Origin of the sequence: Pseudorhodoplanes sp., assembly GCF_050250235.1 — a bacterium.
GTDB lineage: Bacteria > Pseudomonadota > Alphaproteobacteria > Rhizobiales > Xanthobacteraceae > Pseudorhodoplanes.
In genome coordinates this window covers 1-15,769 of record NZ_JBFWPA010000006.1, presented here as the reverse complement: position 1 = coordinate 15,769, position 15,769 = coordinate 1, and the positions used below count along the sequence as shown (strand labels likewise).

At 62.7% G+C, this 15,769-nt stretch carries 14 protein-coding genes; 12 read left to right on the top strand and 2 right to left on the bottom strand.

Annotated elements, in window-relative coordinates; all coding sequences use genetic code 11:
- Nucleotides 1-21 precede the first annotated feature (21 nt).
- The 4 genes from AB7F49_RS04520 to AB7F49_RS04505 are packed head-to-tail and all read left to right on the top strand — an operon-like array spanning nt 22 to nt 3,413.
- Nucleotides 22-1,074 (top strand): hypothetical protein, encoded by a 1,053-nt coding sequence (locus AB7F49_RS04520; protein WP_428520630.1) that lies wholly within the window; start codon nt 22-24, stop codon nt 1,072-1,074.
- On the top strand, nt 1,046-1,861 hold the full coding sequence (locus AB7F49_RS04515; protein WP_428520629.1) for an ABC transporter ATP-binding protein: 816 nt from the start codon (nt 1,046-1,048) through the stop codon (nt 1,859-1,861). Before AB7F49_RS04520 ends, AB7F49_RS04515 begins: the two co-directional genes overlap by 29 nt.
- Complete coding sequence (locus tag AB7F49_RS04510; RefSeq protein WP_428520628.1) at nt 1,858-2,634, top strand: ABC transporter permease; 777 nt, start codon at nt 1,858-1,860, stop codon at nt 2,632-2,634. Before AB7F49_RS04515 ends, AB7F49_RS04510 begins: the two co-directional genes overlap by 4 nt.
- Nucleotides 2,631-3,413, top strand: a complete 783-nt coding sequence (locus AB7F49_RS04505) for an ABC transporter permease (RefSeq protein WP_428520627.1) — start codon at nt 2,631-2,633, stop codon at nt 3,411-3,413. Before AB7F49_RS04510 ends, AB7F49_RS04505 begins: the two co-directional genes overlap by 4 nt.
- Nucleotides 3,414-3,624: 211 nt before the next feature.
- On the opposite strand, the gene AB7F49_RS04500 is transcribed toward AB7F49_RS04505, so the two are convergent.
- Nucleotides 3,625-5,055: an NAD-dependent succinate-semialdehyde dehydrogenase gene (locus tag AB7F49_RS04500; RefSeq protein WP_428520626.1), complete on the bottom strand. Its 1,431-nt coding sequence runs from the start codon at nt 5,053-5,055 to the stop codon at nt 3,625-3,627.
- A gap of 199 nt (nt 5,056-5,254) precedes the next feature.
- Nucleotides 5,255-6,055, bottom strand: coding sequence for an IclR family transcriptional regulator domain-containing protein (locus tag AB7F49_RS04495; RefSeq protein ID WP_428520625.1), 801 nt, complete (start codon nt 6,053-6,055; stop codon nt 5,255-5,257).
- Nucleotides 6,056-6,243: 188 nt separating this feature from the next.
- Here AB7F49_RS04495 and tcuA point away from each other — a divergent pair, with 188 nt between their 5' ends.
- From tcuA to AB7F49_RS04455, 8 genes are all read left to right on the top strand, one after another.
- Complete coding sequence (gene tcuA / locus AB7F49_RS04490; protein ID WP_428520624.1) at nt 6,244-7,773, top strand: FAD-dependent tricarballylate dehydrogenase TcuA; 1,530 nt, start codon at nt 6,244-6,246, stop codon at nt 7,771-7,773.
- Complete coding sequence (locus AB7F49_RS04485) at nt 7,770-8,525, top strand: ABC transporter ATP-binding protein (protein ID WP_428520623.1); 756 nt, start codon at nt 7,770-7,772, stop codon at nt 8,523-8,525. The genes tcuA and AB7F49_RS04485 overlap by 4 nt, the downstream gene beginning before the upstream one ends.
- Before the next feature lie 16 nt (nt 8,526-8,541).
- Nucleotides 8,542-9,267 (top strand): ABC transporter ATP-binding protein, encoded by a 726-nt coding sequence (locus tag AB7F49_RS04480; protein WP_428520727.1) that lies wholly within the window; start codon nt 8,542-8,544, stop codon nt 9,265-9,267.
- 46 nt (nt 9,268-9,313) lie between these two features.
- A complete protein-coding gene (locus AB7F49_RS04475; protein ID WP_428520622.1) occupies nt 9,314-10,201 on the top strand; it encodes a branched-chain amino acid ABC transporter permease in 888 nt (295 codons plus the stop codon).
- Nucleotides 10,198-11,172: a branched-chain amino acid ABC transporter permease gene (locus AB7F49_RS04470; protein ID WP_428520621.1), complete on the top strand. Its 975-nt coding sequence runs from the start codon at nt 10,198-10,200 to the stop codon at nt 11,170-11,172. Before AB7F49_RS04475 ends, AB7F49_RS04470 begins: the two co-directional genes overlap by 4 nt.
- Nucleotides 11,173-11,283: 111 nt before the next feature.
- Nucleotides 11,284-13,362 (top strand): hydantoinase/oxoprolinase family protein, encoded by a 2,079-nt coding sequence (locus tag AB7F49_RS04465; RefSeq protein WP_428520620.1) that lies wholly within the window; start codon nt 11,284-11,286, stop codon nt 13,360-13,362.
- Nucleotides 13,359-15,179: a hydantoinase B/oxoprolinase family protein gene (locus AB7F49_RS04460; protein ID WP_428520619.1), complete on the top strand. Its 1,821-nt coding sequence runs from the start codon at nt 13,359-13,361 to the stop codon at nt 15,177-15,179. The genes AB7F49_RS04465 and AB7F49_RS04460 overlap by 4 nt, the downstream gene beginning before the upstream one ends.
- 23 nt (nt 15,180-15,202) lie before the next feature.
- The coding region (locus AB7F49_RS04455; RefSeq protein ID WP_428520618.1) for an ABC transporter substrate-binding protein at nt 15,203-15,769 on the top strand (567 nt) is incomplete at its 3' end.

The following is a 15,769-nucleotide window of genomic DNA, read 5'->3' as shown; positions in this document are numbered from 1 at the left end:
ACTGGTTTTGAGGAGCCGTCCATGGTCTCAACTGTCTATCGTCCCGACAATGCCTATCTGGTCGGCAGCATCGGTCTCGACTCGGTCGACGAGATTTTCCGCACGGTCGGAAAAGCGATCGGTCAGCGGCTCAAGCGCGTGCCCGATGGCGAGGTCGGACCGCGGCGGCTGTGGGCGAGCTTTCAGTATCCGCTCTTGCGTTCAAGCCCGTTCCTGCGCCCCGACCCGTCGGGTGCGGTGCGTGCGACATCGAAATTTCCGCTGCTCGCACTCGCCGAGGGCGTCGATCCGAAGGAGATTACCTTCGGTGAACTGGGCTATGCGCGGGAGGCGCGCGCTTCCTATCTCGATCTGCAGGCCGCGAAGAAACGCGGCGATTTCCCGGAACATGTCCGTCTGCAGGTCTGCATGCCGACGCCATTCGGTATCGTTTATGCCTTCGCCGCGCCGCGGGATGTGCTTGCGGTCGAGGCCGCCTACGAGAAGGCCATGATCGAGGAGGTGAGGCGGCTGTGCGATGCGATCCCGCACGAGCATCTCTGCATTCAGTGGGATTTCTGCCACGAGATGATTGCCCTCGACGGTCAGCCGCAGGACTGGTTCCCGGCCGCCGGCGCATCGCAGCCCGAAATCATGGCGCGCATGCAGCGCATCTGCGCGCCGGTACCGGCGGATGTCGAACTCGGCATCCATTTCTGCTATGGCGATTTCGGCGCCAAGCATTTCATCGAACCGAAAGACGCAAGCCGCATGGTCGATGTCGCAAACGACATGGCAAAGGCGGTCGATCGTCTCATCAATTACATGCACTTTCCCGTGCCGGTGGACCGGACCGATCGGGATTATTTCGCCCCGTTCGCGAAGCTGAAGGTCGACCCGCGGACGGAAATCTATCTCGGCGTCGTGCACGTTTCCGCGGGCGTCGATGGCGTGATTGCACGGATCGAGATAGCGCGTGAATTTGTCCCGAAATTCGGTATCGCTACCGAATGCGGCATTGCACGCTCCCGCAAGCCCGATCTTGTCCAGCGGATTCTGGAGACCTATGCCGGCGCCTCTTGCAACCCATCGTGAGGATTTCGTGCAGGACGCGCAGCCTGCCGACGCGCTGATCGCGTTCGAAAACGTCGACCTGTCGCTCGGCGGCAGGCTGATTCTGACCGGCATCGATGTCGCCGTGCGCGAGGGTGAGTTTCTTTCGGTGGTCGGACCGTCCGGCTGCGGGAAGACCTCGCTGCTCAATCTTGCCGCCGGTTTGCTGATGCCGAGCGCGGGTCGTGTGAGCTATGCCGGCAAGCCGGTTACCGGACCGCGTCAGGACATAGCGATCGTCTTCCAGGATTATGGCAAGGCGCTGCTGCCGTGGCGCACCGCAGCGGGCAATATCTCGCTTGCGCTCGAAGCGATCAACTACACGAGAGATATGCGGGAAACCCGGATCGCCGAATTGCTCGATCTGATCGGGCTGTCGGCTCATGCGGAGAAATTTCCAAACCAGCTCTCCGGCGGCATGCAGCAGCGTTTGCAGATCGCTCGCTGTCTTGCGCAGGATCCCAAGGTTCTCCTGATGGACGAACCATTCGGTGCGCTCGATGCCATGACTCGTCAGGCGCTGCAGGATGAGGTGCTCGCGATCGTGGCGCGCACCGGCGCGACGGTGCTTTTCATCACGCATGATCTGGAAGAGGCGATCTATCTCGGCGACCGGGTGATCGCGATGCGGCCAAATCCGGGTCGCTTCGAGGTGTCCTTCGCAGTCGATTTGCCGCGGCCGCGCGATCAGCTCACGACGCGGGAGCGTCCGGACTTTCTCAAGCTGAGGCGCGAACTGTTCGACGTCATCAGGGAGGTCGAGCATTGAGCGGAAACGCACCGCGCTTCGACTGGCGGGGGCTCGTCATCCCCATCGGGCTTGTCGTTGCCGCCGAGGTCGCAGTGCGTGCGACGGGATGGGAAAGCTCGATGCTGGCTGCGCCTTCGGTGATCGCTGCGGCGTTCTGGACCGCGCTGACCGACGGCACGCTCGTGACCGCAACATACCAGACGCTCGCGACGTCGCTTTCGGGGCTTGGCATCGGCGGCGCTCTCGGGTTGCTGGCCGGCATCCTGCTCGGGCTCGTACGAACCGCGGACCGGCTCCTGGAATTGTCCATCGAGGCGCTTCGCCCGGTTCCGGCGGTGGCCTTGATTCCGATCGCACTTCTGATTTTCGGTTTCGGATATCGCATGGAGATCGCGATCGTCGCCTTCGCGGCATTCTGGCCGGTGCTGATTCTGACGCGGGCAGCCGTGGCCGGGGTTGAGCCCCGTCTGATCCAGGTTGCGCGGGCGCTCGGCTTCGGCCTGCCGGCACGCGTCGGAAAAATCATATTGCCGGCGGCGTTGCCGCGCATATTCGTGGCCTTCCGGCTCGCCGCCGGGATCGCGCTGATCGTTGCCGTGACGGTCGAGATCGCCGCCAATCCGCTCGGCCTCGGCTACAACATGATGCTGGCGCAGCAGACGCTTCGTCCCGAACTGATGCTCGCCTTGCTGGTCTGGCTCGGGATCGGGGGCTGGGCGATGAATCATGTGCGGGGGTGGTCGCAGCGGCGCCTGTTCGGCCCGGCGGCGATGGTGCGGATCGAGGCATGACCGCACTGCCGCAACTCAACCGTATCGGCTGGCTGCTGGCGAGCTTCGGAGTCAGTCTGCTGTTTATTCTGCTCTGGTATGTTGTCGCGCGCGCGCGCCTCGTATCACCCGTGTTTCTTCCCGGACCGGAACGCACCTGGGACGCGCTGGTCTACGGGCTGACAGAGGGCGATCTGCTGGCGAAGACCGCCGCCACCATCGAACGCATGATCTATGGCTGGCTGCTGGCGTCCCTGGTCGGGATCGTGCTCGGCGCCGCGGTCGGCGTGTCGCAGGCGGCGCGCGTCTATGTGGAGCCGACGCTCGAATTTCTGCGTCCCTTGCCGGCGTCTGCCATGATGCCGGTTGCGATCGCGCTGTTCGGCCTGACCAATGCAATGGTGCTTGCCGTGATCGCCTTCGGAGCGCTGTGGCCGATGCTGCTGGCGACTGTGCATGGATTCGCGGCGGTCGAGCCGCGTCTCTATCAGGTCAGCCGTGCGCTCGGGCTGCCGCGCCGCGACGTGATCTGGAAAATCGCTCTGCCGAGCGCGATGCCTGATATCCTCGCCGGCATGCGGGTAGGACTGACGATTGCGCTGATCCTTGCTGTGGTTGGAGAAATGCTGGCAAGCCGGCCGGGTCTCGGCCAGGCGATCCTGCTCGCGGCGCGGTCATTCCAGTCCGCGGATCTATACGCCGGGGTCGTTCTGCTGGGCCTGATTGGCTACGTCAGCAATCAGTTGCTCTCCGCGGCTGAATCACGACTCTTGAAATGGCGGGACCAGCCCCGTCCTTAAGGCTGACTGTCCGACTTCCACTTCATGGCGCTTGCGACCGCTTGTCTTGCTGGTGCCGCAACGGGCGGCGCGCCGTTTCGTCTTCGGTCGGATGCGCCCTTGATTTTTCTCGCGTCTGCAACGCCCCATCAGGCGGCGGCCAAAATGAGGAAGCGATAGATCCGGGACGGCACCTGTGCCGCACGTCGCAGGCGGCGAAACCGGATGAAAATTACGGACGGGCGATATGCTGACTGATGTATTTCACGGTTTGGTAGCCCTCCAGACCCTCGCTGCCGCCCTCACGGCCAAGCCCGCTCTGCTTGACACCGCCGAAGGGGCTTTCGGGAATGCCGCCGCCGAAATGGTTGACGGCGAAATGGCCGACCCCGATCTGCGAGGACAATTGCGCCGCCGCACTTGAATCGTTGGTCAGCGCATAGGCCGCAAGGCCGTAGGAGAGGCGGTTGGCTTCCTCGACGGCCTCAGGCAGATCGTGGAAGCGCATCAGCAAGGCGAGCGGCCCGAACGGCTCGACGTTCATGACCGAGCAATGCTTCGGAACATCGGTCAGCACCGTCGGCTGGAAGAAATATCCGCGATTGCCGATCCTCTCGCCGCCGACGCGGACCTTGCCACCATTTCGGACCGCATCGCCGACAAATTCCTCCATCGCGGCGAGCCGGCGGCCATTGGCCAGCGGTCCCATCTGCGTTGCGGGGTCGAAACCGTTTCCGACCTTGATCGCCGATGTGCGCGCCACGAATTCGTCGGCAAAGTCATCGAACAGCGAATCGTGCACCAGAAAGCGTGTTGGGGAAATACAGACCTGGCCTGCGTTGCGGAATTTTGCGCTGGCGGAGAGCTTGGCGGCGGCCTTGGGGTCGGCATCCTTGCACACGATGGCAGGCGAATGTCCTCCGAGTTCCATGACCGTCGGCTTCATGACCGCGGCGGCGAGCTTTGCAAGGTGGATGCCGACCGGCACCGAGCCGGTAAAGGTCAGAAGCCGTATCGCAGGTGCGGCGATCAGATGGCGCGAGATTTCGTCCGGATTTCCGAACACCAGATTGACGACGCCGGCCGGCAGACCCGCATCTTCGAAGCACTTCACCAGCGCGCAGGCCCCGGCCGGCGTTTCCTCGGATGCCTTCAACACCACCGAGCAACCGGCCGCGAGTGCTCCGCCGAGCTTGCGGCCGGCGGAACTGGTCGGCGCGCTCCAGGGAGTGAAGGCGGCGACGGGGCCGATCGGCTCACGCACCACCATTTGATGAAACGCCGGCTCGCTCGGGATCACCCGGCCGAAGGTGCGGCGGCCTTCTTCGGCATCCCAGGCGATGAGTTCGGACCCGCGCAATACTTCGTTCTCGGCGTCGGCGAGCGGCTTGCCCTGTTCCAGCGTGATGACCTGCGCGATCTCCCTGGCGCGCTGGCGCAGCAGGTTGGCCGCATTGCGGATGATATCGCCGCGTTTCGCGGGAGACATTGTGCGCCAGATCCTGAAGCCGCGTTCGGCGGCCGCAACTGCTTCATCGAGCTGTGGCAAGGTCGCGCGCGGCACCTCGCCGATGACCTCTTCGGTCGCCGGGTCCACGACCGGATCGCCGGCCTGCTCGATCCACTTGCCGTCGATGAACAGGCGAATGCTCGGATAATCCACGGCGACCTCCCAGACAGTAACTTCGCTGTGCGAAAAATAGATCGCTATACGAAATATCTAAATCGGACTGCGCCCCCGGTTCAAGTGCAAAGCGCCGCTTCGCGCCGCAGTACCCCCGCGGTGACGCTGGGAGCTTTGGATTTGACATTCGCTTTGCGAACCCGCGGTTTGGTGCGCAGCGAATGTAAGATCCGCTCCACTAGGGCGTCGGCTGCGCGAAGATGTGTGCCAGTGTCGGAAATTGCTGCACAGCCTCCTTGACCTTTTCGGCAGCGTTCAGCAGCGGCTGCAATCCGGACTTGACCAGCTTGCGTTTGTCCTGCTGGCGCGAATAGGCGGTGCAGTTCAAGGCTGCGATCGCACGGCCACCGCCGATGCGCACGGGCACCGCAACCGCATCGAGGCCTTCCTCCAGTTCATCCTGCGTTACGCAAAATCCGTCGCGACGAACCTCCCTGAGCCGCTTCCAGAGTTCATCGGCGTCGGTCACCGTCCACTTGGTGAATGCCTTGAAAGTCGTTTGCCTGACGATCTTGTCGAGCTGCTGGTCGGGCAGGTCGGCCAGTATCACACGCCCCATGGACGATATGTGGATCGGATAGCGGGTGCCGGCGCCAGCGGTAAGCCGCGTCATCCGCTTCAGCGAGAAGTTCGCCACGATCAGAACATTGTCACCGTCCGCCACCGCAAGCGAGGCGCTGGTGCCGGCGTGTTCGACGATCTCGCGCAGGATCGGCTGAATGATTTCGTCAACGCGCGCAGACGCCAGAAAGGCGGAGCCGAGCGAGACGACCTTCGGCTGAAGGAAGAAGACGCGGCCGTTTGCGCCCACATAGCCGAGCTTCTGGAGCGTCCACAGAAACCGACGCGCGGTGGCCGGGCTAAGCCGCGTGCGGTTTGCGATTTCGGTGAGAGTCAGTTCGGCGTTGTCGCGATCGAAGGCCTGAATGACCGAGAGGCCGCGTGCCAGCGACGTGACAAATTCCCGATCCTCTTTCATGTGGTCCTCGACAACAGCAATGAATACCCGTGGGGTGATCATCCGGCACGCGAGGGCGCGATGCGACAACGTAAAGCGCCCGCCATCTTGACGCCCATCCATAAACAAGAAATATTCGATATGCAAAAAAAACTTCGCTGTGCAAAAAAGGGCGGCCGGCGGAAGCCTGGGATCGGGAGGTTGTTTTCATGGCGGGCCAAACGGACGTCGTTGTCGTTGGCGCAGGGAATGCGGCGTTCTGCGCCGCAATGGCCGCGGCGGAAGCCGGAGCCGACGTCGTCGTCCTCGAACGCGCTCCGCTGGAGGAAAACGGCGGCAATTCGCGCTTCACCGCAGGCGGGATGCGGATTGTCTACAACGGCGTCGATGACCTGAAGAATCTCATGCCGGACCTGACCGAGTCCGAAATCAACTCGACCGATTTCGGTGCCTACACGGCAGACCAGTTTTTCGACGACATGTTCCGGGTGACGCGCTACCGCACCGATCCCGGACTTTGCGAGCAGCTCGTGACGAAATCGCTGGAGACTGCGCTGTGGATGCAGGCGAAGGGCGTCCGCTTCGTCCCGATCTACGGCCGGCAATCGTTCAAGGTCGGCGACAAGATGAAATTCTGGGGGGGTGTCACGGTCGAATCCTGGGGCGGCGGCCCGGGGCTGGTCGATCAGGAAACTGCGATCGCCCGCAAGCTCGGGATCGATATCCGTTACAACGCGCGCGTCGTCGAACTGCTTTATGATGGGCATTCCGTCACCGGCGTGCGCGTCAAAATGGGCGATACCATCGAGGAATTGCGCGCACATGCGGTAATCCTGGCCTGCGGCGGCTTCGAGTCGAATGCGGAATGGCGCACACGCTATCTGGGACCGGGCTGGGAACTGGCCAAGGTTCGTGGCACGCGGTTCAATACCGGCGACGGAATCCGCATGGCGCTTGATATCGGAGCCTCGCCCCATGGCAACTGGTCGGGCTGTCACGCGGTGGGCTGGGACTTCAACGCGCCGGAATTCGGCGACCTTACCGTCGGCGACAGCTTCCAGAAGCATTCGTATCCCTTCAGCATCATGATCAATGCCGACGGCCGGCGGTTCGTCGACGAGGGCGCCGATATCCGCAACTACACTTACGCGAAATATGGTCGCGTGATTCTCAACCAGCCGGACCAGTTCGCCTGGCAGGTGTTCGATTCGAAAGTTCTGCATCTGCTTCGCGATGAATATCGCATCAAGCGCGTAAGCAAGGTGTCCGCGAACACGCTCGAGGAACTCGCGGACAAGCTCGAGGGCGTCAACAAGGCGAATTTCCTGGACGAGGTGAAGAAATTTAACGCTGCGGTCCGGACCGATATTCCGTTCCAGACCACGGTGAAGGATGGCAGGTGCACCGAGGGCCTGGCGCTGCCGAAATCGAACTGGGCAAACACGATCGACGAGCCGCCATACGAGGCCTATCAGGTCGGGTGCGGGATCACCTTCACTTTCGGCGGGCTGCGCACGTCGCACGAGACCGCTCAGGTGATCGATACCGACCTGGCTCCGATTCCCGGTCTGTTTGCTGCGGGAGAACTGGTCGGCGGAATGTTCTACTTCAACTACCCGAGCGGTACCGGGCTGACATCCGGGTCGGTGATGGGCAAGATTGCAGGCGCGGCGGCCGCAGAATTTGCACAGGGTCGCGGCAAGGCGAAGCCGCACCGGGTTTCGGCGATCAGTCGATGACCGCACGATACCTGCTGAGCACGCAAGGTCTGACGAAGGAATTCAAGGGCTTTGTGGCGGTCAAGGATGTGAGCCTGCAGGTGCGGGAAGGGACGATCCATGCCCTGATCGGTCCGAACGGCGCCGGCAAGACCACCTTCTTCAATTTGCTTACCAAGTTTCTGGTGCCGACCTCTGGCTCGATCTTCTACAACGGCGACAACATCACCGGCCTGCGCCCGGCCGAAATTTCGCGGCGTGGCGTCGTCCGGTCCTTCCAAATCTCCGCCGTTTTCCCGCACTTGACCGCGCTTGAAAATGTCCGCGTCGCCTTGCAGCGGAAGAGCGGAGACTCATTCGATTTCTGGCGCTCGGACCGGGTTCTCGATCGTCTCGATGGCGAAGCCCGTGCCTTGCTGGATGCCGTCGGACTTGCCGACCGTGCCGAGATCATGGCTGCACAATTGCCTTACGGACAAAAGCGTGCGCTGGAGCTTGCCACCACGCTTGCTCTCGATCCGCGCTTGATGCTTCTCGACGAGCCGACCGCGGGAATGGCCAGTGCCGATATCGAGCGCATGGTAGCGCTCATTCGTCGCGTATCGGAGCGACGGACGATCGTCATGGTGGAGCACAATCTCGGCGTCGTGTCCGCCCTTGCCAATGTTGTCACCGTCCTGTCTGCGGGCTCGGTATTGGCCGAGGGCGACTACGAGTCGATTGCGAAAAATCCGCAGGTGATCGCGGCCTATATCGGGGCGAAACGTGACTAGCCGGACCGTCCAGGACATGAAGCCGCCGCGAGCGGCGGACGGCGATACGCTGCTGCGGGTCGAGCAGCTCAATGCCTGGTACGGCGAGTCGCATATCTTGCACGGCATCGATTTCGATGTTCGCAAGGGCGAAGTCGTCACCCTGCTCGGGCGCAACGGCGCAGGCAAGACCACCACGCTGAAATCCATCATCGGCATCGTCCGGGCCCGCAGCGGTTCGATCCGCCTGCAGGGCGAGGAACTGATCGAATTGCCTTCGCGCGCCATCGCCTGGAAAGGCGTCGGCTACGTGCCGGAGGAGCGCGGCATCTTCGCGAGCCTCAGTGTGGAGGAAAACCTGATGCTGCCGCCGGCGGTCCAGCCCGGCGGCATGACGGTCGATCAGATCTACGAACTGTTTCCCAATCTTCACGCGAGGCGGGGCAGCCAGGGCACCAAGCTCTCGGGCGGTGAGCAGCAAATGCTCGCGGTGGCGCGCATTCTGCGCACCGGCGCGCGGTTTCTTCTGCTGGACGAGCCGACCGAAGGTCTCGCGCCGGTGATTGTGGACCAGATCGGCAATCTGATCTCGCGATTGAAGGAACAGGGCTTCACCATGCTGCTCGTCGAGCAAAACTTCGTGTTTGCGCGGAATTTCGCCGACCGGCATTACGTGATGGATCAGGGACGCATCGTCGACATGATCACCAGAAGCGAGGTCGAGTCGAAGACCGAAAAACTGCAAGCCTATCTGAGCGCCTGAGCGAGGCACCCCTTGGATCACCGCGGCGAAATTCGGATCGTCCCATATGTTTGAATGGCTCGGCATTTCTGCCTATGCATTGTTTGGCCAGTTGCTGATCGGGCTGATCAACGGCTCTTTTTATGCGATTCTGAGTCTTGGCCTGGCGATCATCTTCGGACTTCTGAACATCATCAACTTCACGCATGGCGCCCAGTACATGATGGGCGCCTTCGCCGCATGGATGTTGCTGAACTATCTCGGTCTGAATTACTGGTGGGCGCTGGCGATCGGGCCTGTGATCGTGGCGCTGATCGGCGTCGCACTCGAGCGGGTACTGATTTCGCGGTTGTATCACCTCGATCACCTGTATGGTCTGCTGCTGACTTTCGGCATCGGCCTCGTCATAACCGGATTGTTCCGCAATTATTACGGGTCGGCCGGATTGCCCTATCCGGTGCCGTCGGCGCTTTCGGGCGGAACCGATCTCGGAATCATGTTCCTGCCGAGTTACCGGGTCTGGGTCATCTGTATTTCGCTCGTGGTCTGCCTCGCCACCTGGGCGCTGATCGAGAAGACCAAGCTCGGCGCTTATCTGCGTGCGACCACGGAAAATCCGGCGCTGGTGGAGGCCTTCGGCATCAACGTGCCGAGGCTGATCACATTCACCTACGGCTTCGGCGTCTGGCTCGCGGCCTTTGCAGGCGTGCTGGCCGCACCCATGTATGCGGTCAATCCGAACATGGGCATCGACCTGATGATCGTGGTGTTCGCGGTCGTCGTGATCGGCGGCATGGGCTCGATCATCGGCTCGGTCATCACGGGCTTCTCGCTCGGCCTGATCGAGGGGCTGACCAAGGTGTTCTATCCGGAAGCGTCCTCAACCGTCATCTTCGTTGTAATGGCGATCGTATTGCTGGTGCGGCCCGCCGGACTGTTCGGCAGGAGTGCATGATGTCCCTTGCATCTCTCGCGACATCGACGCGTGGCGGCGGCAGATCGGACCGCAGGCTGCACGGCTGGATCATGGCCGGGCTTGCGGTGCTGCTGGTGATCGCGCCACTGTTCTTCTACCCGATCTTCATTCTTAAATTTCTCTGCTTCGCCCTGTTCGCGCTCGCCTTCAATCTGCTGCTCGGCTTCGGCGGATTGCTGTCGTTCGGGCATGCGGCCTTTTTCGGAGCTGCCGGCTACGTCTGTGCCCACAGCGCCAAGATATGGGGCCTCACGCCGGAAGTGGCGATCCTGCTCGGAACCGTAACGGCGACGCTCCTCGGCGGCGTATTCGGCTGGATCGCGATTCGGCGGCAGGGCATCTACTTTGCGATGATTACACTGGCGCTCGCGCAGATGGTCTATTTCGTCGCGTTGCAGTCGCCCTTTACCGGTGCCGAGGATGGCATACAGGCGGTGCCGCGAGGCTGGCTGTTCGGTGTCATCGACCTGCGGTCCGATATCACCCTTTATTGCATGGTCGTCGTCATCTTCATGTGCGGGCTGCTGTTCTTCTATCGCGTGGTGCATTCGCCGTTCGGACAGGTTCTGAAATCCATCCGCGAGAACGAAGCACGTGCGATCTCGCTCGGCTATGACACGGACCGCTACAAGCTCTTGGTCTTTGTGATCTCGGCCGGTCTTGCCGGACTCGCCGGTGCGACCAAGGTGATCGTGCTTCAGCTTGCTTCGCTCACCGACGTGCATTGGTCGATGTCCGGCGAGGTGGTGCTGATGACGCTGGTCGGCGGCATGGGCACGATCTTCGGTCCGATTGCGGGCGCCCTGATCATGGTGCTGATGCAGAGCTATCTGGCGCATCTCGGAGCCTGGATCGTGGTCATTCAGGGCGTCATCTTCATCCTCGTCGTGATGCTGTTCCGTGAGGGCGTCGTCGGCGTGGTGTCGCGGATGCTGCGACGCGATCTCTGACGCAGGCGGGAAGCGCGAACGAGAGGCTTTCGCTTGACACCCCGCCAAACCAACCTAGAATTTCCGCATTGCGGAAGAATGTACGCAGAGCGAAAAAACTGAAGGAAGCCGATGAATTCGGGTATCGCTGAAATGGTGCGCGAAAAGGGGCCCGAGGGGCTTCAGGTCGGCGTCGACATCGGCGGTACGTTCACCGACACGATTGCGATCCGTCCCGATGGCGCCGTGCTGATGAGCAAGGTGCCGACCACGCCCGCCGACCAGTCGCGCGGCTTCCTCGATGGCCTGGCGGGCGCGGGTATCGATCTGCCGGGCATCGTCTGGCTCGTGCATGGCACCACGGTCGGCACCAATGCAACACTGGAGCGCAACGGCGCGCGCTGCGGTTTGATCACGACCCGCGGCTTTCGTGACGTCCTCGAACTCGGCCGGCGCGAACGGCCGCAGCTGTTCGGCCTGTCCGGACAATACCGTCCGATCGTTCCCCGCGACCTCCGGCTGGAAGTGACCGAGCGCATCGATGCCAAGGGCAATGTCGTCAAGCCGCTCGATGCAGATGAACTCGTCGCCGCCATAGAGGCACTCAAGGCGCGCGACGTCACCTCGCTCCTGATCTGCTTTCTGAATTCCTACGCCAATCCGGCTCATGAGGAGGAGGCGGCGAGCATTGCCGCCAAAATCTGGCCGACCCGCCACATCACCAAGAGCGTCGACATTCTCGCCGAATTCCGCGAGGTCGAGCGGTTCGGCACGGCGGCGGTGAATGCCTATATCCGTCCGCTGATCGACCGTTATGTGAGCGGGCTTGCCGCGGAGCTGAAACGCGGCGGCGTTGCGAACGAGCTTGCGATCATGCAGGCCAATGGCGGCATCATGTCCGCGCAGACCGCCTGCGAGAAATCCGTGAATACGGTGCTGTCGGGCCCCGCGGCCGGCGTCATCGCGGCCGGGTTCATCACCCGTCAGTCCGGCCACCGGCAGGTGGTAACCTGCGACATGGGCGGCACAAGCTTCGATGCCGGCATCATCGTGGACGGCGTTCCCCTCACCACGAGTGATCGCGACCTCGACTTTAACCTGCCGATGCGCATTCCGATCATCGATATCCACACTATCGGCGCCGGCGGCGGCAGCATCGCACGCGTGACCGAAGCCGGGATGATCGAAGTCGGGCCGCGCAGCGCCGGCGCCTCGCCCGGTCCGATCGCCTATGGACGCGGCGGCCGCGAGCCTACGGTGACCGATGCCAATGTGCTGCTGGGGCGGCTGTCGGCGGAACAGTTGCTCGCGGTCAAGGCCACGATCGATCTTCCCGCCATTCGCGAAGCCTTCGGTTCGCTCGGCAAGCCGCTTGGTCTCGGCGCCGAGCAGACGGCTGCCAGCGTGCTGCGCATCGTCAATGACACGATGGCCGGCGCGATCCGTTTCGTGACGCTGCAGCGGGGACGCGATCCGCGCGAGTTTGCGCTGTTCGTGTTCGGCGGCGCCGGTCCCCTGCATGGGGCCGCGCTCGCACGCGACCTGCAGGTGCCGGCCGTGATCGTGCCCTATGTTCCGGGGCTGACCTGTGCCCTCGGCTGCATCGTCGCCGACGCGCGGCATGACTTCGTGCAGACCATCGGCAGGCCGCTGTCGGAGGTGCGCGAAAGCGAGCTTCGCGATGTGCTGTTGCGTCAGCGCGAAAGCGGCCTCGGTTTGCTGCGCCACGACAATGTCCCGGTGGAATCCATAACCGTCTGGCATGAAGCCGACATGCATTATGAGGGGCAGCGTTACACGCTCCGGGTGCGGGTCGACATGGACCAGCTGAGCGTCGATTCGCTGCGCGAGCAGCTCAAGGATGCCTGTTTCGACGCCTTCGGGATCGATCTCTCGAACTTTCGTCCAAAGATCGCCAATCTGCGCACCGCAGTGATCGGCGTGCGCCCCCTGATCGATCTGCGGCGCGTGGTTGCGGCGACGCACCGGCCGCGAAAGACCGCAGCCGACGCACGCATCGGTCGCCGCGACGTCTGGTTCGGAGATGGTTTCGTGACGACCGAGGTCTATCAGCGCGAGTGGATTCCGATCGGTGCCGAGATTGCCGGTCCCGCGATCATCAATCAGATGGATTCGACGACTGTCATCGAACCCGGCGACCGCGTGACCGTGGACGACGTCGGCAATCTGATGGTTCAGGTGAACGCATGACCTCCGGCCGCATCGATCCCGCGACGCTCGCCGTGATGCAAAACGCGCTGCGGCAGATCGTCAACGAGATGGACCTGGCCCTGGAAAGGGCGGCGTTCACGCCGATCATGTCGGAAGCGCGCGATCGCGCCAATGGACTCTACGACGCATTGACCGGAGAGGTGATCACGCAGGGCGACACCGGCATGCCGATTTTCGTCGGCGTCATGCAGTTTGCCGTGCAATCCGCACTCGCCGATTACCCCGATCTCGGTCCCGACGACGTGGTGATGCTGAACGATCCCTATCGTGGCGGCACCCATCTGATGGACGTCAAGCTGGTCCGTCCCTTCTTCTATCGGGGCGAGCGCTTCGCGGTGTTGGCCAATTGCGGGCACTGGACCGATATCGGCGGCGCCGTACCCGGCGGCTTCGGAGTGCGGGCGACCGAAATCTACCAGGAAGGCGTGCGCATCCCGCCCGTCATGCTGATGCGCAACGGCGTGATCCAGGAAGACCTGCTCAAGCTGCTGTTTGCCAATACCCGCGTGCCGGAAGAGCGGCTCGGCGACCTGAAGGCGCAGATCGCCGCCATCAATGTCGGGCATGGCCGGCTGACGGCTTTGCTCGACAAATACGGCGCCGCGGAAGTCCGCCGCTATATGCGCGAACTGACCGAACGTGCCGAGCAGCTGATGCGTGCCTATGTCGCGAAGATTCCGGATGGCGACTATTCCTTCGAGACCAATGTCGATTCCGACGGGCTCATTCTGGAACCGATCACCGTCGCGCTTGATCTCAAGGTGCGAGGCAGCGATATCGAACTCGACTTCTCTCGCTCCAGTGCGCCGGTGAAAGGCGCGATGAATGGCAGCCTTTCGGCCACCGTGTCGTCGGTCTATGTCGCGCTGAAGCATATTTTCCCCGAGGTGCCGATCAATGCCGGGGCTTTTCGTCCGGTGCGCGTGAATGCGCCGGAGACGACGTTTCTGAACGCGCAATTCCCCAAGGCGGTGTCCGGTTCGTCGGCCGAGGTGTCTCTGCGTGTCGTGGATGCGGTGTTTGGCGCGCTTTCGCAGGCGATTCCGGAGCAGGTGCCGGCGGCCTGTTTTGGTTCGGTCGAGAATTTCACCATCAGTGGCTATGATCCGGAGAGCCGCAAATCCTACATCATGTTCCGGTTCAGCGGCGGCGGCTATGGCGGCCAGCCCGGCATCGACGGGTTGTCGAACGGGTCCGCGCCGATCTCGGCCGCTCGGACTTCGCCGATCGAAGTTCTCGAGGCGCTTTATCCGATCGCTTTCAACCATTACCGGCTGCGCGAAGGCTCCGGCGGGGCAGGGCAGTTTCGCGGTGGCTTTGGCGTCAGTTTCGAAATCAGTCTGCTGCGCGGCGAGGCGGTGTCGAGCGTGATCGGCGATCGCGGCATTTATCCCCCCTTCGGTGTGCAGGGTGGCGGGGCCGGCGCGCTGGCGGAGGTTCGCTACACTCTGGGCGGGCAGGCGTATCGGCCACAACATGTCACGAAGGACGAGGGCGTCGCGATGCTGGCCGGTGACAGCGTCAGCATCGAGACGCCCGGCGGCGGCGGCTGGGGCGAGCCCTGGCAACGCGATCCGGCCGCGGTGATCCGCGATCTTTCGCTCGGGCTGATCAGTCAGGACATGGCGTCGCGCATCTACGGCGTCGCGGCGGTCGGATCGGGCGCGGCCTGGCAATGCGATGAGGCCGGCACCCGCAAGCTGCGCGCTTCGCGCGTGGCGTCGCAGCCGGCGACGAATATCCCGCCATCGACCAGGCAAAGAGCGATGGCGGAACCAGAAACGGCAGAGTCGTAACGATAACCCTCGGGAGGAACACAATGAAGCGATTGGCAATTGCCGTCTTGACGATAGCTGCGATGGCCTGGGCCGCTCCGGCGGACGCCAAGAACGGACGCGTCAAGATCGGAATTCTTCACGACGCATCCGGACCCTACAGCCAGAACCAGGGGCCGGGCGACGTCGTTGCCGTGCGGCTCGCGCTGGAGGATTTTGGCAAGCAGGTGCTTGGCCAGGACATCGAAGTTGTCTTTGCCGACCATCAGAACAAGACCGACGTCGGAACACTGGTGGCGCGCCGCTGGTTCGACGTGGAAGATGTCGACGTGATCATGGGGCTCGGCAATTCCGCCGTCGCGCTCGCGGTTCAGCAGCTTGCCCGGGAAAAGGACAAGATCAGCATTCCGATTGCCGCAAGCGCCTCGAGCATCACAGGAAAGCAGTGTTCGCCCAATGGCTTTCACTGGGTGCACAACACCTACAATCTCGCCAACAGCATCGCGCGCGCGCTGACCAAGTCGGGTGGCGATACCTGGTATTTCGTGACGGCGGATTATGCGTTCGGTCATGCGCTCGAATCCGACGCGCGCAAGGTGGTCGAGCAGACC